At 67.2% G+C, this 23,858-nt stretch carries 24 protein-coding genes and 1 pseudogene; 12 read left to right on the forward strand and 13 right to left on the reverse strand.

Features of this window, described 5'->3' with window-relative positions; translation table 11 throughout:
- The first annotated feature begins 30 nt into the window (after positions 1-30).
- Together MKCMC460_RS18075 and MKCMC460_RS18080 are read left to right on the forward strand one after the other, a co-directional pair.
- Positions 31-1,116 (forward strand): S-(hydroxymethyl)mycothiol dehydrogenase, encoded by a 1,086-nt coding sequence (locus tag MKCMC460_RS18075; RefSeq protein ID WP_236982731.1) that lies wholly within the window; start codon positions 31-33, stop codon positions 1,114-1,116.
- Positions 1,117-1,740 (forward strand): MBL fold metallo-hydrolase, encoded by a 624-nt coding sequence (locus tag MKCMC460_RS18080; protein ID WP_236982729.1) that lies wholly within the window; start codon positions 1,117-1,119, stop codon positions 1,738-1,740.
- Between the two features lie 122 nt (positions 1,741-1,862).
- On the opposite strand, the gene MKCMC460_RS18085 is transcribed toward MKCMC460_RS18080, so the two are convergent.
- Positions 1,863-2,588: an SHOCT domain-containing protein gene (locus tag MKCMC460_RS18085; RefSeq protein WP_236982721.1), complete on the reverse strand. Its 726-nt coding sequence runs from the start codon at positions 2,586-2,588 to the stop codon at positions 1,863-1,865.
- Positions 2,589-2,702: 114 nt separating this feature from the next.
- Here MKCMC460_RS18085 and MKCMC460_RS18090 point away from each other — a divergent pair, with 114 nt between their 5' ends.
- The 3 genes from MKCMC460_RS18090 (at position 2,703) to MKCMC460_RS18100 (ending at position 5,546) form a co-directional block, all read left to right on the forward strand.
- On the forward strand, positions 2,703-3,656 hold the full coding sequence (locus tag MKCMC460_RS18090; RefSeq protein ID WP_236982719.1) for an SDR family oxidoreductase: 954 nt from the start codon (positions 2,703-2,705) through the stop codon (positions 3,654-3,656).
- Position 3,657: 1 nt separating this feature from the next.
- On the forward strand, positions 3,658-4,770 hold the full coding sequence (locus MKCMC460_RS18095; protein ID WP_236982718.1) for a class I SAM-dependent methyltransferase: 1,113 nt from the start codon (positions 3,658-3,660) through the stop codon (positions 4,768-4,770).
- Positions 4,771-4,838: 68 nt separating this feature from the next.
- Positions 4,839-5,546: a hypothetical protein gene (locus tag MKCMC460_RS18100; RefSeq protein WP_236982716.1), complete on the forward strand. Its 708-nt coding sequence runs from the start codon at positions 4,839-4,841 to the stop codon at positions 5,544-5,546.
- A gap of 6 nt (positions 5,547-5,552) precedes the next feature.
- Here MKCMC460_RS18100 and MKCMC460_RS18105 read toward each other — a convergent pair whose 3' ends face one another.
- Both MKCMC460_RS18105 and MKCMC460_RS18110 read right to left on the reverse strand, forming a co-directional pair.
- Positions 5,553-7,400 carry an Hsp70 family protein gene (locus MKCMC460_RS18105; RefSeq protein WP_238304659.1) on the reverse strand — a complete coding sequence of 616 codons (1,848 nt, stop codon included), beginning with the start codon at positions 7,398-7,400 and terminating at the stop codon, positions 5,553-5,555.
- 143 nt (positions 7,401-7,543) lie between these two features.
- Positions 7,544-8,626, reverse strand: coding sequence for a dihydrodipicolinate reductase (locus MKCMC460_RS18110; RefSeq protein WP_236982712.1), 1,083 nt, complete (start codon positions 8,624-8,626; stop codon positions 7,544-7,546).
- 93 nt (positions 8,627-8,719) lie between these two features.
- Here MKCMC460_RS18110 and MKCMC460_RS18115 point away from each other — a divergent pair, with 93 nt between their 5' ends.
- Together MKCMC460_RS18115 and MKCMC460_RS18120 are read left to right on the forward strand one after the other, a co-directional pair.
- Entirely contained in the window at positions 8,720-9,070 is a 351-nt protein-coding gene (locus tag MKCMC460_RS18115) for an MmpS family transport accessory protein (RefSeq protein ID WP_236982709.1), read from the forward strand.
- A 24-nt stretch (positions 9,071-9,094) separates the two neighbouring features.
- Positions 9,095-10,387, forward strand: a complete 1,293-nt coding sequence (locus MKCMC460_RS18120; protein WP_238304660.1) for a cytochrome P450 — start codon at positions 9,095-9,097, stop codon at positions 10,385-10,387.
- A gap of 8 nt (positions 10,388-10,395) precedes the next feature.
- On the opposite strand, the gene MKCMC460_RS18125 is transcribed toward MKCMC460_RS18120, so the two are convergent.
- Complete coding sequence (locus tag MKCMC460_RS18125) at positions 10,396-10,992, reverse strand: TetR/AcrR family transcriptional regulator (protein ID WP_236982700.1); 597 nt, start codon at positions 10,990-10,992, stop codon at positions 10,396-10,398.
- 64 nt (positions 10,993-11,056) lie between these two features.
- On the opposite strand from MKCMC460_RS18125, the gene MKCMC460_RS18130 reads away from it, so the two are divergent.
- A complete protein-coding gene (locus tag MKCMC460_RS18130) occupies positions 11,057-12,586 on the forward strand; it encodes a class I adenylate-forming enzyme family protein (protein ID WP_238304661.1) in 1,530 nt (509 codons plus the stop codon).
- Positions 12,587-12,590: 4 nt separating this feature from the next.
- Here MKCMC460_RS18130 and MKCMC460_RS18135 read toward each other — a convergent pair whose 3' ends face one another.
- On the reverse strand, positions 12,591-13,754 hold the full coding sequence (locus MKCMC460_RS18135; protein WP_238304662.1) for a hypothetical protein: 1,164 nt from the start codon (positions 13,752-13,754) through the stop codon (positions 12,591-12,593).
- 33 nt (positions 13,755-13,787) lie between these two features.
- Complete coding sequence (locus MKCMC460_RS18140) at positions 13,788-14,687, reverse strand: metal-dependent hydrolase (RefSeq protein ID WP_236982696.1); 900 nt, start codon at positions 14,685-14,687, stop codon at positions 13,788-13,790.
- Between the two features lie 80 nt (positions 14,688-14,767).
- Here MKCMC460_RS18140 and MKCMC460_RS18145 point away from each other — a divergent pair, with 80 nt between their 5' ends.
- Entirely contained in the window at positions 14,768-15,316 is a 549-nt protein-coding gene (locus MKCMC460_RS18145; protein ID WP_236982694.1) for a TetR/AcrR family transcriptional regulator, read from the forward strand.
- Here MKCMC460_RS18145 and MKCMC460_RS18150 read toward each other — a convergent pair.
- On the reverse strand, positions 15,313-16,152 hold the full coding sequence (locus tag MKCMC460_RS18150; protein WP_236982692.1) for an alpha/beta fold hydrolase: 840 nt from the start codon (positions 16,150-16,152) through the stop codon (positions 15,313-15,315). The genes MKCMC460_RS18145 and MKCMC460_RS18150 overlap by 4 nt on opposite strands.
- A gap of 80 nt (positions 16,153-16,232) precedes the next feature.
- On the opposite strand from MKCMC460_RS18150, the gene MKCMC460_RS18155 reads away from it, so the two are divergent.
- Positions 16,233-17,285, forward strand: coding sequence for a phosphotransferase family protein (locus MKCMC460_RS18155; RefSeq protein ID WP_238304663.1), 1,053 nt, complete (start codon positions 16,233-16,235; stop codon positions 17,283-17,285).
- Here the strand turns inward: MKCMC460_RS18155 and MKCMC460_RS18160 are convergent.
- Positions 17,275-17,880, reverse strand: a complete 606-nt coding sequence (locus MKCMC460_RS18160; protein WP_236982688.1) for a class I SAM-dependent methyltransferase — start codon at positions 17,878-17,880, stop codon at positions 17,275-17,277. The two genes, MKCMC460_RS18155 and MKCMC460_RS18160, sit on opposite strands and share 11 nt — an antisense overlap.
- A gap of 89 nt (positions 17,881-17,969) precedes the next feature.
- Here MKCMC460_RS18160 and MKCMC460_RS18165 point away from each other — a divergent pair.
- Positions 17,970-18,050: pseudogene (locus MKCMC460_RS18165) on the forward strand (hypothetical protein); the annotation flags it as partial.
- A gap of 21 nt (positions 18,051-18,071) precedes the next feature.
- On the opposite strand, the gene MKCMC460_RS18170 reads toward MKCMC460_RS18165, so the two are convergent.
- Positions 18,072-18,803: a potassium channel family protein gene (locus MKCMC460_RS18170; RefSeq protein ID WP_236982686.1), complete on the reverse strand. Its 732-nt coding sequence runs from the start codon at positions 18,801-18,803 to the stop codon at positions 18,072-18,074.
- Positions 18,804-18,850: 47 nt separating this feature from the next.
- Positions 18,851-19,519, reverse strand: coding sequence for a helix-turn-helix domain-containing protein (locus tag MKCMC460_RS18175; protein ID WP_238304665.1), 669 nt, complete (start codon positions 19,517-19,519; stop codon positions 18,851-18,853).
- Positions 19,520-19,587: 68 nt separating this feature from the next.
- Between MKCMC460_RS18175 and MKCMC460_RS18180 the strand changes: the two genes are divergently transcribed.
- A complete protein-coding gene (locus MKCMC460_RS18180; protein WP_236982684.1) occupies positions 19,588-20,454 on the forward strand; it encodes an alpha/beta fold hydrolase in 867 nt (288 codons plus the stop codon).
- Between the two features lie 10 nt (positions 20,455-20,464).
- Here MKCMC460_RS18180 and MKCMC460_RS18185 read toward each other — a convergent pair whose 3' ends face one another.
- The 3 genes from MKCMC460_RS18185 to MKCMC460_RS18195 are packed head-to-tail and all read right to left on the reverse strand — an operon-like array spanning position 20,465 to position 23,720.
- Positions 20,465-22,054 carry a serine/threonine-protein kinase gene (locus tag MKCMC460_RS18185; RefSeq protein WP_255735205.1) on the reverse strand — a complete coding sequence of 530 codons (1,590 nt, stop codon included), beginning with the start codon at positions 22,052-22,054 and terminating at the stop codon, positions 20,465-20,467.
- A 45-nt stretch (positions 22,055-22,099) separates the two neighbouring features.
- Positions 22,100-22,960, reverse strand: a complete 861-nt coding sequence (locus MKCMC460_RS18190; RefSeq protein WP_238304666.1) for a class A beta-lactamase-related serine hydrolase — start codon at positions 22,958-22,960, stop codon at positions 22,100-22,102.
- 10 nt (positions 22,961-22,970) lie between these two features.
- Positions 22,971-23,720 (reverse strand): Rv3717 family N-acetylmuramoyl-L-alanine amidase, encoded by a 750-nt coding sequence (locus MKCMC460_RS18195; protein WP_236982676.1) that lies wholly within the window; start codon positions 23,718-23,720, stop codon positions 22,971-22,973.
- Positions 23,721-23,858: the final 138 nt, after the last annotated feature.

A 23,858-nucleotide genomic window follows, 5' to 3' on the forward strand; every position in this document is an offset into this window, starting at 1 on the left:
CGACGGCGGCGAACAGTAGGTTGGTTAACCATGAGTCAGACAGTGCGCGGTGTGATTTCACGGGCCAAGGGCAAGCCGGTCGAGGTGGTCGACATCGTCATCCCGGACCCGGGACCGGGCGAGGTCGTCGTCGACATCACCGCCTGCGGCGTGTGCCACACCGATCTGACCTACCGCGACGGCGGCATCAACGACGAATACCCGTTCCTGCTCGGCCACGAGGCGGCGGGCACCGTCGAGGCCGTCGGCCCAGGTGTCACCAGTGTCGAACCGGGCGACTTCGTGATCTTGAACTGGCGCGCGGTGTGCGGGCAGTGCCGGGCCTGCAAACGCGGCCGGCCACACCTGTGCTTCGACACGTTCAACGCCGAGCAGAAGATGACGCTGACCGACGGCACCGAGCTCACCCCGGCGCTGGGTATCGGTGCGTTCGCCGACAAGACGCTGGTCGCCGCGGGCCAATGCACGAAGGTCAATCCCGAAGCCGACCCGGCCGTCGCGGGCCTGCTGGGCTGCGGGGTAATGGCCGGGCTGGGCGCGGCGATCAACACCGGCGCGGTGACCCGCGACGACACGGTCGCCGTGATCGGCTGCGGCGGCGTGGGCGATGCGGCCATCGCCGGGGCCGCGCTGGTGGGTGCGAAGCAGATCATCGCCGTGGACACCGACAACACGAAGTTGCAGTGGGCCCGCAAGTTCGGCGCCACCCACACCGTCAACGCCCGCGAATTCGATGTGGTGGCGACCATTCAGGACCTCACCGGGGGCTTCGGGGTGGACGTGGTGGTCGACGCCGTCGGCCGCCCGGAGACCTGGAAGCAGGCGTTCTACGCCCGCGACCTGGCCGGGACGGTGGTGCTGGTGGGGGTGCCGACGCCGGACATGCGGTTGGACATGCCCCTGGTGGATTTCTTCTCCCGCGGCGGTTCGCTGAAGTCGTCGTGGTACGGCGACTGCCTGCCCGAGCGCGACTTCCCCACCCTGATCGACCTCTACCTGCAGGGCCGGCTGCCGCTGGAGAAGTTTGTCTCCGAGAAAATCGGGCTAGACGACATCGAGGAGGCCTTTCACAAGATGCATGACGGTAAGGTGCTGCGCTCGGTGGTGGTGTTGTAAATGGTGGACATCGACCGGGTGGTCACGCACGGCACCTTCGAACTCGACGGCGGCAGTTGGGAAGTCGACAACAACATCTGGCTGGTCGGGGACAACTCCAACGTGGTGGTGTTCGACGCCGCCCACTCCGCGGAACCGATCATCGAGGCGGTCGGGGGCCGGCATGTCGTCGCGGTGGTGTGCACGCACGGGCACAACGACCACGTGACGGTGGCCCCCGAGCTTGGTAAGGCGCTCGATGCGCCGGTGCTGTTGCATCCTGCTGACAAGGTTTTGTGGCGAATGACGCACCCGGACAGCGACTTTCGAGCTATCGCCGACGACGAGACGGTAAAGGTGGGTGGCACCGAGCTGAGGGCGTTGCACACTCCGGGGCACTCCCCCGGCTCGGTGTGCTGGTACGCCCACGACCTGGGTGTGGTGTTCAGCGGCGACACGTTGTTCTCCGGCGGCCCCGGGGCCACCGGGCGGTCCTATTCGGATTTTCCGACGATCCTGGAGTCGATCTCCGGGCGGCTCGGCAAGCTGCCCGGCGAGACCGTCGTGCACACCGGCCACGGCGACAGCACCACCATCGGCGAGGAGATCGTGCATTACGAGGAGTGGGTGGCCCGGGGGCACTGACGGCCTTCGCTCTTCGCCGCGAGCGTCCTCAACATGCCGGTCCGCACCGGCGTGTCGACGCACATTTGAGGACGCTCGACGCCGCAGAGCCCGTGCCCGGGCCTAGCCGCGAACCTTCAGCGCTACCGCTCGTCGAGGATGCGGCGTTTCTCGGCCTGAAATTCCGCTTCGGTCAGCGCCCCCGAATCACGCAGCGCAGCAAGAGTTTTCAGCCGCTCGACCCGCACCCCCTCGCCGGTCGGCTCATACGCCGTCGGGAAGGGTGCAGTGGGCGCAGTGGGCGCAGCAGCCACCAGCGGCACCGCTTTACGCCCGGCCCGGCCCACCCATACGATCGACACCACCAGATCGACCAGCGCGAAAACGAACAACGCCACGAACACCCACACCAGGTATCCGTAGGAACTCTGGTGACCGAAGGCCAGGCGCGGGTTGATGTATCCGCCGGTCTGCCCTTCGGTCGTCACCCGGTAGTCACCTTCGGTGTGCACCCGGATGTTCCACACCCGCACGTGTGCGTCGTTGTTGACTGTCGTTGTGCTGCCGATGCTTTCGGTCACATCGGGCTGTGGCGCGCCCTCGGGCGGCGAAAAGGTGATGCCCAGTGGGGGGACCGGCAGGCCGCTTCCGTTGGTGCCGCCGGCGACCAGGGCGTGCAGGCTGATGGTGGCATCACCGGCGGGCAGGTGCACGCTGCCGGTTCCCGGGACGGGCACCTCCCCGTACGCGTTGTACTTGTCCAGGAAGAACGCGTTGAGCACCAGGGTGATGACGAATCCGGCCACCGATGCGATCAACATGACGATGGCTAGGGCCAACGAAATTTTTGCGACCCGTCTGCTGTTCATCCCCGCAGTGTGACACGGTAGCCGGTGCAGATCGACGGGCCGACGAGCGAAAACCCGCGGCGACGGGGGACACTGGTGGCGATCGCAGACGAAAACCGGAGAAGGAGCGTTTACATGGCCAGCGGTCTCGTCGCCACGGTGCCCGATCTGTCCGGCAAGCTCGCCGTCGTCACCGGAGCCAACAGCGGACTCGGGTTCGGCCTGGCCAAGCGGCTCTCGGCGGCCGGGGCCGACGTGGTGATGGCGATCCGCAACCAGGCCAAGGGCGAGGCGGCCATCGAGCAGATCCGCGCCGTGGTGCCCGACGCCAAGCTGACCATCAAGTCGCTGGACCTGTCGTCGCTGGCGTCGGTTGCGGCGCTGGGCGAGCACCTGAATTCGCTGGGCCGCCCGATCGACATCCTGATCAACAACGCGGGCGTGATGACCCCGCCGGAGCGTGACACCACCGCCGACGGCTTCGAATTGCAGTTCGGCAGTAACCATCTGGGGCATTTCGCGCTCACGGGGCACCTGCTGCCGCTGCTGCGTGCCGCGGCGAAAGCCAGGGTCGTCTCGCTGAGCAGCATCGCCGCCCGCCGCGGCCGCATCCACTTCGACGATCTGCAGTTCGAGAAGTCCTACGCGCCGATGGCGGCATACTGTCAGTCGAAGCTGGCGGTGCTGATGTTCGCCCTGGAACTGGACCGTCGCAGCCGTGCCGCCGGCTGGGGCATCGTGTCCAACGCCGCGCATCCGGGGCTGACCAAGACCAACCTGCAGATCAGCGGCCCTTCGCACGGTCGCGAAAAGCCGACGTTGATGCAGCGCTTCTACACCGCGTCGTGGCGTTTCACCCCGTTCCTCTGGCAGGAGGTCGACGAGGGCATCCTGCCCGCGCTGTACGCCGCCGCCACCCCGGCCGCCGACGGTGGGGCGTTCTACGGGCCGCGCGGGGTGTACGAGGCCGCCGGCGGCGGCGTGACCGAAGCCAAGATTCCCGCCCGTGCTGCCAATGCCGAAGACTGCCAACGTCTTTGGGAGATCTCTGAGCGGCTCACCGGCGTCAGCTTCCGCACCGGGAACTGACATGAAACCAGTCCGCCTTCCCGAGTCGAGCATCGTGGTCCGGCCCGAGCCGATGGAGAGCGCGACGTACTCGCAGTCCTCGCGCCTGCAGGCCGCCGGACTGCTGCCCGCCGTCGCGCTGTTCGAGCAGGCCGCGCATCAGGTGCCGCTACCCCGGCCACCGCAACCGGTGGTCATCGCCGACTACGGCGCCGCCACCGGCTACAACTCGCTGAAGCCGATGGCTGCCGCAATCGAAGTGCTGCGCGGCCGCACCCGCCACGACCACGCAATCATGGTGGCGCACACCGACGTACCGAACAACGACTTCTCCACTCTGTTCCGCACCATGGCCGACGACCCGGACAGCTACCTGCTCCGCGACCCGGCGAGCTTCACCTCGGCCATCGGTCGTTCCTTCTACGGCCAGATCCTGCCGACCGGCACGGTCAATCTGGGTTGGACGTCGTGGGCCATCCAGTGGCTGAGTCGCGTACCGGCGGGTGCCCCGGAGTTCACCGACCACGTGCAGGTCGCGTTCAGCAAGAACAGCGAAGCCCGCAGGGCGTTCGAACATCAGTCCGCGCTGGATTGGAACGATTTCGTGGCGTTCCGCGGCCGCGAACTGTGTCCCGGCGGCCGGTTGGTGGTGCTGACCATGGCCCTGGACGAGGACGGTGAATTCGGCTATCGGCCGCTGAACGAGGCTCTCATCGCGGGGCTGCACGAGTTGGCCGCCGACGGCCTGCTGCGCTTCGACGAGGTACGGCGCATGGTGATCCCGGTGGTTGCCCGCAGCGAGAAGGATTTTCGCGCTCCGTTCGCTCCGCGCGGCTGGTTCGAAGGTTTGACGATCGATCATCTGGAAATCTTCAACGCCGACGACCGGTTCTGGGCTCGCTACCAAACCGACGGCGACGCAACAACTTTCGGCCGGCAGTGGGCCGCTTTTGCGCGCGCGGCCCTGTTTCCGACCCTGACCGCCGGACTCGACGGCGGCACCGCCGACCCGCGCGCAACCGAATTCGTCGCCTGCCTCGAGGACACTATCGCCGACCGGTTGGCGCGTGCGCCGGAGCCGATGCGCATTCCGCTGGCCTCGATCGTGCTGGTCAAGCGCTCCGCACCGGAATAGTTTCGGCCCGACGCCTGTGTGGGTAACCCCTGCGGATACATACCGCAACCGCCTAGGGGGCAAACATCATGAGCGCGAACGACGACGAGGCCGCCGACCAGGCCAAGGCCGACGACGAATCCACCGACCGGGCGGAGTCGGACAGCAAAGACCGGACCAGCGAGGTTCCCGAGCCCGACGAAGAAGACAAAGAAGAAGCCGCCAAGATGATGACGGCCTACGAGGACCGTCCCACGCTGGTCCTGCCCGGTTCGGGCGGCACGATCACCGGCACCGCGGTCAACGACTGGATCGACGACGACGGCAACCCCAAGTACGGTAACGAGGACGATTCCCCGGCGGCCAAGGCCGCGGCCGAGCGCGGCGAGGATGACGGCGACACCGCCAAAGACGCGGCCCCGAAAGAGTCCGCGGACGACGCGCCCAAGGCGCACTCAGCCAAGGCCGACAGCGGCGAGGACAACGAGGGCAAGGGTTCCAAAGAGAAGGATCTCAACGCCACCAGCGACCGCGGCGCCAACGCAGACCAGACGGCCGAGAACAAGTCGGACGAAGAACTCGACCGCGAAGCCCGGGAAGCCGCCGAGGAAAACCTGGAAAAAGACAAGGCTTTCAACGAAGAGATCATCAAGGCGACCAAAGAAGACCGGGCCGAGCAGGAGAAGCAGGCCGAGAGCAACGACGAGGCCGAGTCCACGGACGAGACCGCGCCCAAGGACGAAGCCGACCAGGAAGACCGGGCCGAGCAGAAAGACCGGGAGACGGCAAAAACGTAGGCCGGTTCAGCCGATCCTGATACCCGATAGCGGTCCGCCGGGGATCTTGATCCCCGGCACGTGCGGCAGGCCGGGAATTCGCGGTATCGGCGGAAGTTGCGGCGCCGCAGGGGGATTCGGAATAGGTGGCGCCGGAGGCTGCGCGGCGGGGGGCGGAACTTCGGCGGGGGGCGGAGCTTCGGCGGTGGGCTGTGCGGCCGGTGGCGGTGCCTCGGTGGCTGGCGCCTGCGGGGGTTCGGAGGCCGGGGCGGGAGCCGGAGAGGCCGGGGCGGGAACTTGGGAGGCCGGTGCCGTTTCCTGCGCCGATCCCGGTGCGCTCGGTTGCGGACTTGCGGACGGCGGCGGTGCGGAGGTGCCCGGCGTCGCTGGCACCGTGCGCGGCGACTGGGTGCCGGGGCCCTGACCGGACAACCCGATCGCCACCGCGGTTCCCACCAGCAGCACTGCCACGACCGTGCCGACAAGGATCACCGCCGGGAGTCGATACCAGGGCAGTACCGGTGCCTTGCGCTCCGGGTCGGGACGGTCGTCGTGCTCGAACGACATCTGCGGGCGGGCTGCGGTAAACCCCGAGCCGCCGCGCTCGCCGGAGGCCGCCTTGGACACTGCGGCGGCGGCCGGCAGGGCGCGGGACTCCGGGTCGGCCTCCGACCAGGCCAGCGCGGGCTGCATCACCGAGACCGGCGCATCGGTGTGCAGATCGGGTCCCACGTCTTCGAAGGGGGGCGGCGGCGCCGACGCCGCGACGGCGCCTGCCATGGCCGCTGGCGCGGCCGGCGTCAATGCCGTGGCGATGTTGTCGCCTGGGCCGCGCGCGGCGCGCAACGCCGCCCCGATGGCCGCGGTCAGTTGCGGGCGGGGGGTGGTGACCACCGGCACGCCGAACCGCCCGGAGAGTGACGTGGTCACCGCCGGGATGCCGGCGCCGCCGCCCACGGTTGCGATCGCAACCAGGCTCGTGGGGTGAATTCCGTTGCGCCCCAGCATGTTTTCCAGGGCCTGTAAGAATCCGTCCAGCGGGCCGCGAATCGTCTCCTCGAGTTCGGTGCGGGTCAGCCGGACGTCGCCGCGCATCCCGGGCACCTCGTCGGACAGGCTGGTCACCGTCGTGGCCGAGAGGCGTTCCTTGGCGCGGCGGCATTCCATGCGTAACCGGCTCAGCGAGCCGATCGCGGCGGTGCCGGTCGGATCGAACGACCCGGTGGCCGGCATCTCGGACATCACGTAGGTCAGCAGCGCCTGGTCGACCAGGTCGCCGGAGAAGTCGTGGTACCGCACGGTCGGGGCCACCGGCTGGTAGTCGCCGCTGGCGTCGATCAGGGTGATGCTGGTGCCGCTGCCCCCGAAGTCGCACATCGCGACGATCCCGCGGGCTGGGATGCCCGGGTTGGCGCGGACCGCGAACAGCGCTGCCGCCGCGTCGGGGATCAGCGCCGGCGGTTTTCCGGCGCTCGACCATTCCGACACCCGGCCCAGCGCGGCACCCAGCGCGTCGACCGCCGGCGCACCCCAGTGGGCCGGATACGTCACGGCGACGTGGTCGGGCAGGGCGCGACCACCGGTGGCCGCGTACGCCAGTGCCCGCAACCCGTCGGCCACCAGCGCTTCGCTGCGGTGCACCGAACCGTCGGCGGCCACGATCCCGACGCGGTCCCCGACCCGATCCACGAAATCGCTGATCACCAGTCCGGGCTGGTCAAGCCGGGGGTTCTCGGAGGGCACCCCCACCTCGGGCGGGCGCTGCCGGAACAGGGTCAACACGGGTCTGCGGGTGATGGAATGGTCAGGGGTCACGGCAGCCAGGTTGGTGGCGCCGATCGACAGGCCCAGCGCGGGCCTAGCTCCGTCTGCCATCTGGTCCAATCCCCGTGTTCCGCCGAATCTTCAGCATCGCCTCCCCGGCCCCCGACAATGCTTTCGCTAAAACATATAGCCAATCTCTGCATCGGCTATGCGTGCGCTGTGCAGCGCATCCGACGCCGAACTGTTTGCGCTGGTCAGCGAATGGTGCCGGCGCCGGGAATCAGCGGCAGATCCAGTGCGGTCACCCAGCCCGGCGACAGGTCGTTGACCGCCGGGACGGCGTTGAGGGCCCGCAGGCCGGTCGCCAGGCAGCCGGCCGCGGCCGCGTCTCGGCCGGTGCCATCGGTGAACCGGAACGCGGTTTCCTGGAAGATGCTCGGGGTTCCTTCGATGTCGACGCGGTAGACGTCGTTGTCGTGGCCGGTCGGCCAGTCCGGGGCGGCGTCGAGCCCGATGCGGTTGACATGCTCGAGCTGGATGCGTGTCTCGCCCCGGTAGAGCCCGTTGATGGTGAACCGGACCGCGGCCACCTGACCCGCCTTGATGACGCCCTTGGCGGACTTGCGGTCGGTAGGGGTGACCCACTTGTCCCAGGTGGTGGTCATCTCGTCGAGCATGATGCCCGCGGCGTGGGCGATCATCGGCACGGTGGCACCCCAGGCGAAGATCAGCACGTCGGAATTCTCCAGCATCGGGCTGTACTCGGGTTCGCGCCCGATGCCCATCTCCCGTTCGTAGTCGCCTTCGTAGTTGGTGTAGTCGAGCAGTTCCGACGCGCGCACCTTCTTCACCTCGGAGCACAGCCCCATCAGGGTCATCGGGAACAGGTCGTTGGCGAATCCGGGGTCGATGCCGGTGGTGAAGCAGGACGCCTCACCCAGCTCGCACGCTTGGGTGATCGGCTCGATCCAGTTGGGCGGATTGAGGTGCATGGTCGGCCAGATCCACGGCGTCATCGCCGTCGAGCACACGTCGATGCCGGCCCGCAGGAAGCGGGTGATCAGCGAGATGTTGTCCTTGGCGTGCATGGCGGTGGGGCCATAGTGCACCAGAGCGTCGGGCTTCAGTGCGATCAGGGCGTCGACGTCGTCGGTGGCGGTGACGCCCACCGGTTCGGCCAGCCCGCAGATGTCACCGACGTCGCGGCCGACCTTGTCCGGGTTGCTGACGCCGACGCCCACCAATTCGAACAACGGATGCTTGACGATCTCGGGAATCACCATCCTGCCCACGAACCCGGTGCCCCATACGACGACTCTCTTTGCGCTCTGCGACATCAGACCTCCAGGTTCGCCCCGCCCGGGTTCACCCTAAGTTGCTTGGCGAAAGGGTCTCGTAATCACCCCGGGGTGATGACAACATGAACATTTATGAACAGTCGTCGCCTAGCCACGTTCCTGTTGGTCAGCGGTACCGCGTTCGCGGCTTCCACGGTTGTCGCGCACGCCACGCCCATGCCGGGCGAATTCCCCCAAGTGCGCTACGAAGTCAGCGGACCCGGTGTCGCCGAATACATTTCGTGGCAGGACGAGAAGGGCCAGCAGCACGCGGTGAACGTGGCGCTGCCGTGGTCGACTCAGTTCCAGGCGTTCGGCGGCGAGGTCTTCGTGCTCAGTGCGCAGGGTCAGGGCACCATCGCCTGCAAGATCGTGGTTGATGGCAACGTGGTCAACGACGCGCATTCCACCGGTACGCCCGGCCGGGCGGTCTGTTCGCACTGACGCGAAACCGAAGAGGAGAAGCGCATGGACCTCAAGACCGAGTCCGGCCTGACGCCGCGATTGAACGGCGCGCCGCCACCTCGGGTGGCGCTGGCCGATATCCAGCTGGGCTCGCTGGATTTCTGGGCTCGCGACGACGACTATCGCGACGGCGCCTTCGCCACTTTGCGGCGTGAGGCGCCTATCTCGTTCTGGCCCGCGGTCGACTATGAGGGATTCGACTCCGGCGCCGGGCATTGGGCACTGACCAGGCTGGACGACGTGTTCTTCGCCAGCCGCCATCCGGAGGTTTTCAGCTCGAGTCCCAGCATCACGATCAACGACCAAACACCGGAGCTGGCCGAGTATTTCGGATCGATGATCGTGCTGGACGACCCGCGTCATCAGCGGCTGCGTTCGATCGTCAGCCGGGCCTTCACGCCCCGCGTGGTGGCCCGAATCGAGGCCTCGGTGCGGGATCGGGCGCACCGGTTGGTGACGTCGATGATCGCCGGGCATCCCGACGGGCACGCCGATCTGGTCAGCGAACTGGCCGGACCGCTGCCGCTGCAGATCATCTGCGACATGATGGGCATCCCCGAGGAGGACCATCAGCGGATATTCCATTGGACCAACGTGATTCTCGGATTCGGCGACCCGGATCTGACCACCGATTTCGCGGAGTTCTTTCAGGTTTCGATGGACATCGGCGCCTACGCCACCGCGTTGGCCGACGACCGCCGGGTCCACCACCACGACGACTTGACCACCGCGCTGGTCGAATCCGAGGTGAACGGCGAGCGGCTGTCGTCGTCGGAGATCGCGATGTTCTTCATCCTGCTGGTGGTGGCCGGCAACGAGACCACCCGCAACGCCATCAGTCACGGCGTGCTGGCGCTGTCCCGCTACCCGGCCGAGCGGGAGAAGTGGTGGTCAAATTACGACGGGCTGGCGCACAGCGCGGTCGAGGAGATCGTGCGCTGGGCCTCACCGGTGATCTACATGCGCCGCACCCTTACCCAGGATTTCGAACTGTCCGGCACCAAAATGGCTGCCGGCGACAAGGTTTCGATGTGGTACTGCTCGGCCAACCGGGACGAGTCGAAGTTCGCCGACCCGTGGACTTTCGACGTGACCCGCGACCCCAACCCGCATGTCGGCTTCGGCGGTGGCGGCGCACACTTCTGCCTGGGCGCCAACCTGGCGCGCCGCGAGATCCGGGTGGTGTTCGACGAATTGCGTCGCGAGATCCCCGACATCACCGCGACGGCGGAGCCGGCTCGGCTGCTGTCGCAGTTCATCCACGGCATCAAACGCCTGCCGGTCACCTGGAGTTAGGCGCAGCCCTAACTGGGCTTCATCGCGACTTCGAGCGAGGGAGCCGGCCCGGCGTGTTCCCCCGCGAGGCAGCCCCAAAACTGTTGAGCCACTGGGGCAAGCAATCGCGGCCCGAGTTCCCGGATCATCACGGCCATCGCCTGTAGATAATCGGGCGTCTCGGTGCCGGCAAGGCCGCGCGACCGAAGGCTGCGAACCTCGGCGAGGGTGAAGTCGGCCAGCATGGCGACGAGTTCCGGATCGGATTCGACCGGGTCCAGCATCGCCCGGCGCAGGTAGGTCATCAGCGCCGGCTTGGCGGTCAGTAGTCGGTCCACGCTGCTGTCGCGGGCATGGCGGATCTGCTGGGCGCCGCCTTCGGCCGGCACCGATTCCAGCGCCTGCCGGAGCAATTCGAAGACATGCTGGCGGACCGCGCGGCGCAGCCCGTCCTTGTTGGAGAAATGGTGGACCACCAGTCCGTGGGTGATTCCCGCCTCGGCGGCCACCTCCCGGATGCTGGTGTTGGCCGCGCCCTTCTCGGCGAACAGTTCCAGAGCCGCGTTGCGGATCCGCGCCTTGGCCGTCAGATCCGCCGGGACGTCGACTGCCCCATCGATGGTCATGGGCTGACTATACGCCAGGAAAGGTCATTGACCAATTGGATAGTCAACATTACATTTGGAAAGCATGGCTACCCTCGCAGGTGTTCTGGCAACCAACGCGGGACGCTGCCCCGCCCGTCCGGCGCTGATCTTCGGCGATCGCAAGTTGAGCTACCGCGAGGTCGACGCGAAAGTGAACCAGACGGCCAGGGCGCTGGCGACGACTGGGCTGCGCAAGGGCGATCGCATGGTGCTGATGTCGGCTAACAGCGACAGCTTCTATCTCGCGTCGTATGCCGCGTGGCGCCTGGGCGCCCTGGTGGTCCCGGCGAACCCGGCGGCCACTGCCGCCGAGCTGCAGTACCTGCTCGACGACTCGCAGGCGGCCGTGCTGGTTTTCGGCCCTACCGCGGCGGAGGCCGCCGGCAGGTGCGCAGCCGCACCGTCGCTGGTATATCCGCCGATCGCACTGGATCCGGAGCTGGCGAGACTTGCTGCCGCACAACCGGATACCGCACCGGACGTCGAGGTATCCGAAAGTGACGATGCGGCCATCCTGTACACCTCGGGCACCACTGGGCGCCCGAAAGGCGCGCTGTTCGACCATCACCGCGTCCTCTGGGTGGGCCTGAACGCCGCGGCGGTACTCGGGCTGCGGGACGGCGATCGGGTGCTGCATGTCGCGCCGATGTATCACGCCGCCGACCTCACCATTCTGGTTGTGGGAGGCACTCAACTGGGCGCCACGCACGTGATCCTGCCGGCCTTCAGCCCGGACGCAGTACTCGATGCCCTCGAAAAGCATTCGGTCAACGCATTTTTCGGCGTCCCGACGATGTATCAGCTACTGCTGCGTCATCCCGAGCTCGCCACCAGGGACCTGTCCGCGTGGCGCGTCGGCCTGTTCGGTGCCGCACCCATGCCGGCCTCAGCGGTGCAGGAAGCGCTCGAAGCGCTGCCACACCTCGAGTTGATTCAGGCATGCGGGCAGACCGAGGGCGGCCCGGGCGGCATCTACAGCAGCGCCCAGGAGGTCCGCGAGCGCCCTGATGCCAGCGGGCGACATGCGCTGTTCAACACCGAGGCCCGGATCGTCGACCCGGACGGCAATGACGTCGGCCCCGGTGGCACGGGCGAGCTCGTTTTGCGCGGCGAGACCGTCATGAAGGGGTACTGGCGCAATCCGGAGGCCACCGCCGAGACCATCCGCGACGGCTGGCTGCACACCGGCGACGTCGCCACGATCGACGCCGACGGTTACATCACCCTGGTCGACCGCCTCAAGGACATGATCATCTCCGGTGGACGCAACATCTACTCCGTCGAAGTGGAAAACGAACTCGCCGCGCACCCGGCAATCGCCGATATCGCGGTGGTCTCCCGCGAGCACCCCGACTACGGCGAAACGGTCGTCGCCGTCATCACCCCGCACCCCGGTCACTCGCTGACGCTCGAAGAACTCCGCTCCTTCGGTGCCGAACGCCTCAGTGCCTACAAGCTGCCCCGCGAGCTCATCGTGCGGGACATCCCGCGCAACCCGTCCGGCAAAATCCTCAAACACCTGCTGCGCGCCGACCTGACCGCGACGGACCGGGCAGCGGCGACGACGGGCTGAACAGCTACAGAAACGAATTCTCGGCGCTGAGGCCACGTTCGGGGAAGGCGCCCAGCGCGAACGTCTCGGCGTTGCCCAGCCCCACCCCCCCGCCGGCGGGATCTTCCACCCGCACCAACAGGTCCCGCAACTGGTGTACCTGGCGGGCGATCTCGGGCTGGTCGCAGTCCGGGACGTGGTACCCCTCGACCTTCAATTCGCCGACCCACTGGCCGTACACCCAGTCGTTCCAGCCGTAATAGCCGGCCGTGCCCAGGTGAAAGCCGGTGGGTCCGGCCGCGGTGATGGTCAACGGCCTTGTGCTGCCGTCGGTTTCGGTCAGCGTGATGGTGCCGTGGGTGAGCCGGCGGTTGCCGTCCTCGAAGTGCAGGTCCTGGTCGACGGCCGCGAACCGGTAGGCGGTGCCGTCCTCGTTCTGCTGTTCGGCCTGGAATCTGGTGGCCTCGAAACCCTCGCCGCGCTCCTGCTGGAAGAAGACGAACAGCGAGTAGGCCGATCCGTCCGGACGCACCATCGTCATCGGGCACCAGGTCATCAACATCTGGTTGATCCGCCGGCCCCCGCGCGGCAGGCCGGGGATCGGCTTGCCGACGCCGGGCCGCAGACCCCACGAGTGGTCACGGATCGAGATCCACGTCGCAGGCGTGACCTCGGTGCGCTCCCCCTCGACCTCCACCCAGCCGGATGCGACGCCAATCTGGTGGTAGCGCAACACGTTATGGCTCACCCGGTAGCCGTCCGGGCTACGGTCCGGCCAGGGGTCTTCCAGTGCCGCGTCGAAGCTGCCCCGCACGGTGACGTCGAAGGCGATGGGTGCGTGCTCGGTCTTGTCCAAGGTGACGCGAACGGCTTTGAGTGGTTCGACGACGCGGTAGTGCACGGGTCCGACGTCGGTTCCCGACGGGTCCGACGACAGCCGCCGGCCGGCACGCACCGTCCACTGCTCGGTACCGCGGCACACCCCGCCCGCGCCGTCGAACACTCCCCTGTTGGTGTACTTGCCGACGCCGAGCACCAGTTGCAGCGAGTTGTCGCGGGCGTGCGCGATGGTCCAGATCTTCTCGGTCCAGGACGGATCCGACTGGCTGACCGTGGCGAACGTGTCGACGATCTGATGCGTCAGGGATTCGTCCTCGGGCACCAGCCCGCCATAGTTGGTGGACAGCAAGCTGAATCGCCTTTCTCGGGGTTTCCAACGGCCTCAGCCGCCGGCGTATGTCGTCATATCGGTGCCGCGGTCGTACTCGGCCATCCAGGTTGCCGCCCACTGCGGCAGCGGCTGGTCGGCCGGGTCGTGGTACGGCGTCTGCGACAACGCCAACCGCCACAGCATCTTGATCAGGTGCGTGTCGGGTACGGCATGAAACACCGGGCGTACGCCCCGTCTGCCGATGCGGTAGCCGAACTCGCTGCGCAACGGATCGGCCATCACCTGCTCGGCCGACGTCCCGCGGTCGGGCAGCGGGATGCATTCGTCGAAGGCCCGGGCGACTGTGTTCGCGATGTAGCCGACATGCCGGAACGTGTGCCGGATGCGTTTGACCCGATACCAGGGATCGGGCATCAGGTGCCGATACAGCCGCAGCCCGGAGCTGCGGTGTTCGATCTCCTCGACGAAGTGCCACATCATCAGCGCCGCGACCCGCTGGTCCGCACCGCCGAATAGCGAATCCCGATGATCCAGAATCACTTTGAACATCGGAGTGAAGGTGGCTTCCAGGTTGGCGATGTAGGCGGCGTGGAACTCGACCGGGTGCGCGGCGATCAACTCCTGATACGACGCCATGGTCTGGTCGTAGCAGCGCTGCAGGCCGGGGTACTGCTCGATCAGGGCCAGCATGTGCTTGCGGTGCGCCGCGGAGTGCTGGGCTTCCTGCCGCAGGAAGGCGTCGGCTTCCGCGGCGACCTCCGGGTCTTCGGCCAGCCGATCCTGCGCCTGGCGCAGTGCGGCGATGATGTATTTCTCGAACGGCACCGCGATGAAGGTGAACGCGTTGCAGAAGATCGCGAAATGCGGATTAGCCGGCTGCCACAGGAACGGCACCTCGGACACCGACGTGTCGAACTCGAACGACATCTTCCGGACGACCAGGTCCGTCATCACCACTTGCCTTACGTCAGATCACCGTGTGTCTCGATTCGCAGTGTGACATTTGACGGCACAGATGTAAAGTACTCAGGGTGTCCACCCGTGTGCCGCCTGCTGCCGAATCCTCGACTCGCCGCCGGATTCTGGCCGCCACGTTCGTGGTACTCGCCCGCAGCGGGCGCAAACGGTTGATGCTCTCGGAGGTGGCCGCCGAGGCGAAGGTGTCCCGGCCCACGCTGTACCGGTATTTCCCGTCCAAAGACGAGTTACTGGCCGCCTTCGGCCTCTATGAGCAGGACAACTTCGACGCCGGGATCGCCTCGGCGATGGCCGGTCTGCGTGGCCGCGAAAGATTGGACGCGGCTTTACAATTCGTCGTCGATTTCCAGCACACTTATTCGCTGGGATTCCTGGTCGACACCGAGCCGGAACATGTTCTTGCGCAGATGAAACGGGTGATGCCGATTCTGCACGAGCGGATCGCCCGGCTGATCCCCGGCGAGAACGCCGACCTGGCGGCGGCGACGGTGGTCCGGGTTGCGGTGTGCCACTATCTGGTGGGCGGGGACGACCGTCAGCGCTTTCTCGACGAATTACGTTATGCCGCGGGCATCGACCGCCGGGCGGCGCGCACGGCCTAGCCGGCCAGCCATCCGCAGATGCGGGCGTTGACCAACTCGGGTTGTTCCAGATGCAGGAAATGACCAGTGCCGTCGATCATTTCGAATGCCGAGCCGGGCACCGGTAGATGGCGGGCGGCGCCGGCGACCACCTCGGCGCCGAGTCCACCGTCCTGGGAGCCGTGCAGGTACAGGGTGGGGATCGGCGGTGGCGTGAACGTGGCCATCGCCTCGGCTTCCGCGTCGGGGTCGGCGAACGCTGGGTTGAAGGTGGCGCGGTACGGGGCGATGACACTCGCGATGTTCTCGGCGGTGACGTGTTCGCGCAGCCACGAAATATCCTGTTGCGGATCGTATCCCGGCGACCAATCGGCCCAGAGCTGCTCCCAGAAGCCCGGCTGGGTCAGTGCCGTCTCGGCTAGGCCTACCTGCTGGATCAACCAGATGTAGAACGATCGCTTGAGTTGCCGGTAGCCCAACATCGTCTCCCCCAGCGCCGCGCTGGGCGGCACGGCCAGCGTCACCAGCCGGCGGAACGCGTCGGGCTGGAAGCCGACGGTGCCGTAGCCGGTGTGGGCACCCCAGTCGTGGCCGATCAGCACGGAGCGCTCGTCACCGCCACGGCTGGACCGTACCGAAAGAATGTGTCGCACATAGGTTCCCACGCTGATCGGTCCGCTGGCCGGGGCGTCGTAACCCGGTAGCCAGGGTGCCACCACCCGGTATCCCAGGTCGGCCAGGGCGGGACCCAGATGGCGCCAGGTGTGCGGGGTGTCAGGGAAGCCGTGTACCGCGACGGCCAACGGCTTCGCCGTGTCGTGGATATCGCCGAAGGTCAGTGGCTCAGGTCGCGCCATCAGTTACCCCTTTACGTCAGTCACCGGGTATGTAACCCTCTGCTATTTACATCTGTTACGCAATATGTAAATGTCTGTCCATGGCTGGACTGTCCCTCCTCCAACGAGACCTTGCCACGACTCGTCGCCAGCTCGCGGCGTGGTTCGAGCACAGGTTCGGCACACCCATGGACGTCGGCGAACTGCGGCCGGCCAACCGGGCCGCGGGATGGTCGAGTGTGAGCCTGCTGTTCAGCGTCCACGGCGCCGGCAAAGACGCCCGGGAATACGTGGTGCGGATCCCGCCCACCGGCGGTGGGGTCTATGCCGAGTACGACCTGGCCGGCCAGACCCGCACCCAGCAGTTCCTGCACACCCACGGCATCGCCACACCATCGCCGATCCACTACGAACCCGACACGCACTGGCTCGACGCGCCCTTCCTGGTGATGCCGCGCATCGTCGGGCACACCCCGTCGGACACGTCGTATGCATCCCGTGGCTGGCTGCACGGCGCCGCGATCGAGGTGCAACGGAGGGTGCACGACTCGTTTCTGGACACACTTGTTGCGCTGCAACGGGTTCCGGTCGACCAGGCGCCGTGGCTGCGACGCCCGCAGGGCGTGGGCAACACCGCCGAACTCGCATGGTGGCGCGACTATGTCGAGTGGGCCACCGACACGCAGGTGCCCGAACTGATCGTCGACGCGTTCGCCTGGCTGCACCGTCACCGGCCCGAGGACCCCGCCGAATTGGCGGTGTGCTGGGGCGATGCCCGCCTGTCCAACGCGATCTTCGACGACAGCGGCGCGATCGTCGGGGCGCTGGACTGGGAGCAGGCCTGCCTGTGCCCGGCCGAAACCGACTTCGCGTGGTGGCTGGCCACACGACGCCAGACCATGGAGGTCAACGGCATCACAGCCGATCCGGAATTGCCCGGCTTCGACACGCGGCAGCGGGTCGTCGCCCGATTCGAGGAGATGATCGGCCGCCCCCTTCAGGCGCTGTGGTGGTATGAGATTTTCGCCATGGTGCGGATGGGTTGCTGCATTCTGCGCGTGCAATGGCTGCTGCGCAGCATCGGTCAGGCCGGTCACGGCCTCACCCGCGCGCCGGTGATGCCCGCCTGGGCGGTCGAGGCAATCAGGTCGTGACGTCGTAGACGAACAGCACGCGCGGATAGACGCTCAGCCACTCCGGCGGTTGCGGGATGCGCGCGACATTCGCTGCGGTAGTGGCCAGCCAGGCCAGTGCCTGACGGTACTCGTCGAAACGCGCTGGCGCGTAAGGGTAGCGGTGGTAGCGGGCGAACGCGTGCACGTGGGCGTACAGCGCGGCTTTGCCGATCACCCCGTCGGGCATGTCTTCGAAGACGAAGATGCGCCGGCGTGCCACCCGGTGGCATTCGGTTGTCAACCGCACCGGGTCGTGGCTGTGATGCAGCACCTCGCTGAGCACGACATGGTCGAATGAGTTGTCCGGGAACGGGATCGAGGTGCCGTCGAATTCGACGAACGCAATGTCGGTCACGCGTGCGTCCGTCACGTCGATGCCGGTCGGGTCCGCGCCGTACATGTCGCGTAGATAGGCCGACAGATACCCGGTTCCGCACCCGACGTCCAGCACGGTGTCGCCGCGTTCGATGTATCCGGCGAGCGCCTCGGCCTGGTCGCGCAACCGCAGGGCGGGTTGCATGACGTGCTGGGCTTCGGAGAGTCGGCGGCGAAACATCTCGGCCGAAACTAGCACGGTCCGACGGGAACTTGCCCGAATGAGCCGCCGCTGGCCGGCGCGGTGCTTAGACTCCCCCGCAAGCCGATTCGGTGTTGCAGGAGGCTGCCGATCCCAACCCCAGCACCGTGATCTGTCTGCTGCAAGGCGCCGACGGCCAGCAGCTGACCGGGTCGGCGCGTCGCTGACCGCACCGGGCTACGAGTCTGCTACAGCCATCTGGCTTCCCGGGGCTGCAGCTGGTCGGTCAAGGCCCGGATCTCCTCGCGAAGCTCGTCGATCTGGGCGGCGGTCGCCGCCTGGTTGGCGGTGTCGGTCTCCTCGACGCGTTGCACGATCCAGGACGCCAGTGATGCCGTCACCACACCGACCAGGCCGATGCCGCCCATCATCAGGACCACGGCGATGACCCGTCCGGTGACGGTGACCGGATACAGGTTTCCGTAGCCGACGGTGGTGACGGTGGTGATCGCCCACCAGACGGCCGTGCCGAACGAGTCGATGGTGGCGTGTGGCACGCCGCGTTCGGTGTTGAGCACGGCGAGGGAGCCCACATAGATCAACAGCAGTACCCCAGAGATGGTGTACAGCAGAATCCGGCCGCGCACCGCGTCACCCACGGCCCGCTGCAGCGCTCCCATCAGCACCACCAGCCGCACCAATTGCAGTGGCCGGATCAGCGGCAGCACCACGATCAAGAAGTCGAACCAGTGCCGCAGGAACCATTGCCAACGGTCTGTCGCCAACAGCAGGCGGACGAGGTAGTCGATGACGAACAGGCTCCACGCGATCCAGCACGCCACCTGCAGCGAGTGCGACAACTCTGCTCCGGGCCGGGTCAGCACCTGTATCGAGTACATGGTGAGAAAGGCGGCGGCAATCAGGGCCAGCGGCCACTCGGTGCGCTGCTTCCACAGCTGTTCCTTGGAGAGGTCAGACATATGGCTCAGCGTATCCGGGCCACCGGCAAAGGCTTTCGCCGTCGGCGTCAGTCGGCGGATCCGGCCGAGCGTGACGCTGCCGACGTTGGGCTGACCGGCCGCTCGAAGATGGCCCGCACAGCGGCCTGGTCGCCGTCGATGTGCACCGCGGCCGCGACGTCGTCGAGGGTGAGCATCCCCACCGCGAGACCCAGCACCATCGCGGCCTCGGCGTGCAGCACGGCGTCCAACTCACGACCATCCGGCAAGCTCACCTCGACACCCGACTGCGTCATCCGCAGCTGCACCATCTCACCCGCCACGGATATGCCCACCGTCACCGACCGATCCCCGGGCACTCGGTCGGCCAGCAGTGCCGGCAGCGCCACCAGCAGCCACTCGGCGCGGAAGACGTCGTTTTCTGGGCCCCGGATCATCAGCGGTGTGGACCAGCGGATCAACCCTTCGATCGGTTCGCGCAGCTGCGCCCCCCAAGGGGTGAGCGCGTAGGTGACGGCCGCGCCATCGGCCAGCCGTCGTTCGATCACTCCGGCCGCCTCGAGTTCACGCAGGCGGCCGGCCAGCAGGTTGGTGGCTACACCCGGCAGACCGTCGAGCAGCTCGCGGTAACGGGCGGGCGCCACCAGGAGTTGTCGCACGATCAATAGGTTCCAGCGGTCGCCGACCACGTCGAGCGCGCGGGCCAGGCCGCAGTACTGACCGAAGTTCTTTCCCATCTCACCCTGCTTTATAAAATGAAGTGTGCTTTAGTATATCAAGCAGGATCCGTAGGAAGGGGTTAGGCATGACCGTCACCGATCGACCCGCCTGGGTCGACGAGACGTTGTTCCCGTTTCAGAGCCGCTTCGTCGAGATCGACGGGCACACCATCCACTATGTGGACGAAGGGTCGGGGCCCACGCTGCTGTTCCTGCACGGCAACCCCACCTGGTCGTTCGTGTACCGGGACACCATCCGCGCCCTGCGTGATGAATTCCGTTGTGTGGCAATCGATTATCCAGGATTTGGATTGTCCGAGGCCGCGCCGGGCTACCGGTATGTGCCCGAGGAGCACGCCGAGGTGGTCGCCGCTTTCGTCGACAGGCTCGGCTTGAGCGGGGTGACGGTCGTCGTCCACGACTGGGGTGGGCCGATCGGGCTGGCTACGGTCGCGCGTAATCCCGACGCCTTCGATCGGGTGGTGGTGGCCAATACCTGGGCCTGGCCGGTGAGCGGCCCACACTTCGAGATTTTCTCGCGCCTGATGGGCGGACCGCTCGGACGGTTGCTGATAAGGCAGTTCAACCTCTTCGTCAACGCCATGATCCCGGCGGGGCACCGGTGGCGGAAGCCCAGCGGCACCGAGATGGCGCACTACCGCAAGGCCCTGGACAGCCCGGAGCGGCGGTACGCCTCGGCGGTCTTTCCCCGCCGCATCACCGGCTCTCGGACGTTCCTGGCTGAGATCGAGGCCGCCCTGCCGGGCCTGGCATCGATGCCGGCTCTCATCATCTGGGCCACCGGCGACATCGCGTTCGGCGACAACGAGTTGCGCCGGTGGGAACAGGTCTTCCCCGATCACCGCACCGAGATCATCGACGGCGCAGGGCATTACGTGCAGTCGGATGCCCCGGAGCGGTTCGCCGCGGCGATCCGGGATTGGTTGGCGTGATGCCATCCTGCTACCAGAGGTAGACGACCGCTTCCTTACCGCCCGTGCACCGGATCCACGGGTTCGGGCCGTCGCCCGCGCACCGCATGACGAAGTTCGCCCCGTTGCATTCCGCGCCCGGAATCGTCGGGCAGGCAACCGAACCCGGCGCCGACACCGTCCGCGCATCGGTGGTCGCATTTCCGTAGGCACTCCAGTACGAGTCCAGCACGGACTGCGCGAAGAAGCACGACGTCTGCGGCGAGCCCCGGCCGCTGCGTGAGCCGAATGCGGTGCTGTCGTTGCGGTGATAACCGAAGTCGCAGCTTTGGTGCGCGGCGCTTTGATCCGGGCCGGCCACCAGCGGAGGGGTGACGTTGGCGGGTCGCGACGGGCTCGGCTGCGGCGAATTGGACGAGTCGGTCGGCTCGCCCGAGTACGGCGGAATCGTGGGCGGGACGCTCACCGACGATGCGGCACCGCTCTGCGGCGAATCCGGCTTCCTCAGCAGGCTCACCACCATGCCGATCACTCCGAGCACCAGCACCACGCAGGCGCCGATCACCACGGGCAGCACCCAACGCCGATCTTGTTGATCCGCAACCTGATTGGTGATCACCGGCTGCGGCCCTGACGGCGGGTACGTCTGCGGGTAGACCTGCTGATACGGCGGCGGCGCGGGCGGCGACGGTGGAGACGGGGGGTAAGCCCGCGGCAGGGTGGGTGGCGCCGGCGCCCAGGACAGCTGCCGGGTCGGCTCGTCCGTCGGATCCACCACGGTGCGCACACCACTGCGCAGCGCCCGTTCGGCGGCGCGACCCAGCGCCCCGGCGCTGCCGTAGCGGTCGTCGGGTTCCTTGGCCATGCCGCGGGCGATGACGTCGTCCAACGTCGCGGGAACCCGCGGGTTGGTCTGGCTGGGCCGCGGCGGCGGCGTGGACATGTGTGCCGCGATCAACCCGCCCTGGGTCTTGCCCGGGAAAGGCAGTTCACCGGTCAACGCTTCGTACAGCACGCAAGCCAGTGAGTAGATGTCGGCGGCCGGAGTGATCTCGGTGCCGGCGAATCGTTCCGGCGCCATGTAGGCCCACGACCCGACGCGCATGTCGGTCGCGGTGAGCCGGGTGTTCTCCCCCACCACCTCGGCGATCCCGAAGTCCACCAGGTACGCGAAGTCGGCCGGGGTGACCAGGATGTTCTGCGGCTTGACGTCGCGATGGACCAGGCCCTCGGCGTGCGCGGCGTCCAGCGCGGCGGCGATCTGGTTGACGATGGCGACGGCCCGCGGCGCATCCAGCGGTCCTTTGGCCAGCAGAGCTTCCAGGTCTTTGCCACGGACCAGCCGCATGTCGATGAACAGCGAGCCGTCGATTTCGCCGAAACCGTGGATCGGGATGACGTGCGGCTCCTGCAGCGTCGCCGCCGCGTGCGATTCCCGCTCGAAGCGAGTGCGGAACTTGCGGTCGTGGGCGTACTGGCTCTTGATGATCTTCAGGGCGACCGACCGGCCGATCTGGTTGTCGTAGGCCTCGTAGACCTCGCCCATGCCGCCTTTACCGAGGACGCCGGTGATCGTGTATTTGCCGAAGGTCGTGCCGACTCGCTGATCTCCCGCTGACACCGTCATCGCCTCCCGTAGGGATTATGCGGCACGGCGCCGGCTTGTCTAGCCTTTGCCCGGGCACTTTCCGGCGGGCAGCTGGGCGAGGTGGCTGGTCAGCCAGGTGGCGGCTTCGTCGAGGGCGTGCCTTCCGTCGTCGAAGGATCCCGAAATCGGTTGCGCGGCAATGGCGACGGCGGTTTTCCCGGCCGGTGTGTCGATCACGCCGAGCTGGCGGACCAGGTATATGCCGGATTCCGAGGGGCCCCAGCCGCCTTTGAATCGGGCTCCGGCCATGGTGCCGATTCCCCAGGTCTGCTGCTGCTGGATTTGCGCCATCAGATCGAAGATCGGGTCATTGCGCTTGTCGCAGAACGCGTTAGCGGTGAAGTGCGCCTGATTGGCCAGCGACCAGATGGTCTGGCCGAAAGCGGTGTATTCGGGCCGGACTTTGCGGGACTGGACTGTCGTCGGGTCGCCGGTTTCCTGCAGGCTTTGCTGCACCTTGCGGGCGGCGGTGGCCGGCTCACCCAACTGCTGCCACAGCGCCTCGGCGGCGGCGTTGTCGGATTCGGTGATCGCGGCCCTCATCTTGTCGGTGATGTGGCCCTGCTCGCGGTAGGCGGCGATCACCAACGGCACCTTGCTGGTCGACCAGGCCGGGCCCTGCTCCCAGCTGCCCCACGTCGCGGGCGGCTCGGCGCTGCCGACGGCGGCGACCGCCAGGCCCATGGTCGCGTTCAGTCGGGCCGCCAATTGGGCGAATTCGCTTGCCAGGTCGGGTTGGCCGGGCGGTGCGGTTCGGGTGGTGGACGGCAGCGGCGGTGCGGCGGTCCGGTGGGGTGTTGGCGCGTCGCGATTGAGGTAGACGACGCCGAGCGCCACGACCGCGGCTGCCACCACCAGGGTTGCGGCAACCGCGATCACGCGTCGGATGCTACCCCGCTTTGGCTTGGAGATAGGCGACGATCCCTTGGGTGACGGCGTTGGCGTACCGGGCGCGCCCGTCGGGGCTTTCCATGGTGGCGGCGTCGTCGGCGTTCTTCATGTTGCCGAGTTCGACCAGGACGGCCGGGTACTTCGCCAGGTTCAGGCCGGCCAGGTCGGCGCGACCATAGAGGCCGTCGGATCCGATGTAATTCGACGGCGCAAAACCCGCTTGCAGCAGCGCCGAGCGCATCGCGTTGGCCAATTGCATGGTCTGCTCGGGCTGGTTGTCGCTCAGCGGGGGGCTGGAGTAGTTGACGTGGAAGCCGTGCCCGGACGGCGGGCCGCCGTCGGCGTGGATGCTGACGATCGCGTCGGGATGGGCCGCGTTGGCGCGGTCGGCACGCTCGTCGATGCAGGGTCCGACGGAGTTGTCGTCGCCCCGGGACAGGCCGACCTTGACGCCCATCCCGCGCAGATTGTCGGCGACCATATTGGTGACGGCCCAGGTGAACGCGTGCTCGGGATACCCGTCATTGGCCGCGGTGCCCGAGGTGTTGCACGGCTTGGTGCCGCCCCGACCGTTGGGGACCGGCCGGTTGATGGAGGCGTCGGCGACGCCGTTGTGGCCGGGGTCGAGGAAGACGGTCATATCGGCGAGCCCAGCGGCCTTCGAGTGCGGCGCGCTGAGGGCTGCGGCGACGACCAGCGGTGCGGCGGCGGCGTATTTGAGCACGTCGCGCCGGGAAACTCGGGTCACCGCGCGATGGTAACAACCGGGCCCGGTCGCGCGCCCCTCACCTTGTTTGGTCCTTCTTTGGTCCCCCAGTGCTGACTTCCTTTTTCCGCAACCTTCCCCACGAGTGCTATCGCACCGTCATTTCGGGCCGCTTTCTTC

Origin of the sequence: Mycobacterium sp. 20KCMC460 (assembly GCF_022179425.1) — a bacterium.
Classification (GTDB): domain Bacteria; phylum Actinomycetota; class Actinomycetes; order Mycobacteriales; family Mycobacteriaceae; genus Mycobacterium; species Mycobacterium kiyosense.

Excerpts from the sequence above, each read along its gene's own strand:
- MKCMC460_RS18075 (WP_236982731.1), top strand. The coding sequence starts at position 31 with ATGAGTCAGACAGTGCGCGGTGTGATTTCACGGGCCAAGGGCAAGCCG.
- MKCMC460_RS18080 (WP_236982729.1), top strand. The coding sequence starts at position 1,117 with ATGGTGGACATCGACCGGGTGGTCACGCACGGCACCTTCGAACTCGAC.
- MKCMC460_RS18085 (WP_236982721.1), bottom strand. The coding sequence starts at position 2,588 with ATGAACAGCAGACGGGTCGCAAAAATTTCGTTGGCCCTAGCCATCGTC.
- MKCMC460_RS18090 (WP_236982719.1), top strand. The coding sequence starts at position 2,703 with ATGGCCAGCGGTCTCGTCGCCACGGTGCCCGATCTGTCCGGCAAGCTC.
- MKCMC460_RS18095 (WP_236982718.1), top strand. The coding sequence starts at position 3,658 with ATGAAACCAGTCCGCCTTCCCGAGTCGAGCATCGTGGTCCGGCCCGAG.
- MKCMC460_RS18100 (WP_236982716.1), top strand. The coding sequence starts at position 4,839 with ATGAGCGCGAACGACGACGAGGCCGCCGACCAGGCCAAGGCCGACGAC.
- MKCMC460_RS18105 (WP_238304659.1), bottom strand. The coding sequence starts at position 7,400 with ATGGCAGACGGAGCTAGGCCCGCGCTGGGCCTGTCGATCGGCGCCACC.
- MKCMC460_RS18110 (WP_236982712.1), bottom strand. The coding sequence starts at position 8,626 with ATGTCGCAGAGCGCAAAGAGAGTCGTCGTATGGGGCACCGGGTTCGTG.
- MKCMC460_RS18115 (WP_236982709.1), top strand. The coding sequence starts at position 8,720 with ATGAACAGTCGTCGCCTAGCCACGTTCCTGTTGGTCAGCGGTACCGCG.
- MKCMC460_RS18120 (WP_238304660.1), top strand. The coding sequence starts at position 9,095 with ATGGACCTCAAGACCGAGTCCGGCCTGACGCCGCGATTGAACGGCGCG.
- MKCMC460_RS18125 (WP_236982700.1), bottom strand. The coding sequence starts at position 10,992 with ATGACCATCGATGGGGCAGTCGACGTCCCGGCGGATCTGACGGCCAAG.
- MKCMC460_RS18130 (WP_238304661.1), top strand. The coding sequence starts at position 11,057 with ATGGCTACCCTCGCAGGTGTTCTGGCAACCAACGCGGGACGCTGCCCC.
- MKCMC460_RS18140 (WP_236982696.1), bottom strand. The coding sequence starts at position 14,687 with ATGACGGACCTGGTCGTCCGGAAGATGTCGTTCGAGTTCGACACGTCG.
- MKCMC460_RS18150 (WP_236982692.1), bottom strand. The coding sequence starts at position 16,152 with ATGGCGCGACCTGAGCCACTGACCTTCGGCGATATCCACGACACGGCG.
- MKCMC460_RS18155 (WP_238304663.1), top strand. The coding sequence starts at position 16,233 with ATGGCTGGACTGTCCCTCCTCCAACGAGACCTTGCCACGACTCGTCGC.
- MKCMC460_RS18170 (WP_236982686.1), bottom strand. The coding sequence starts at position 18,803 with ATGTCTGACCTCTCCAAGGAACAGCTGTGGAAGCAGCGCACCGAGTGG.
- MKCMC460_RS18175 (WP_238304665.1), bottom strand. The coding sequence starts at position 19,519 with ATGGGAAAGAACTTCGGTCAGTACTGCGGCCTGGCCCGCGCGCTCGAC.
- MKCMC460_RS18180 (WP_236982684.1), top strand. The coding sequence starts at position 19,588 with ATGACCGTCACCGATCGACCCGCCTGGGTCGACGAGACGTTGTTCCCG.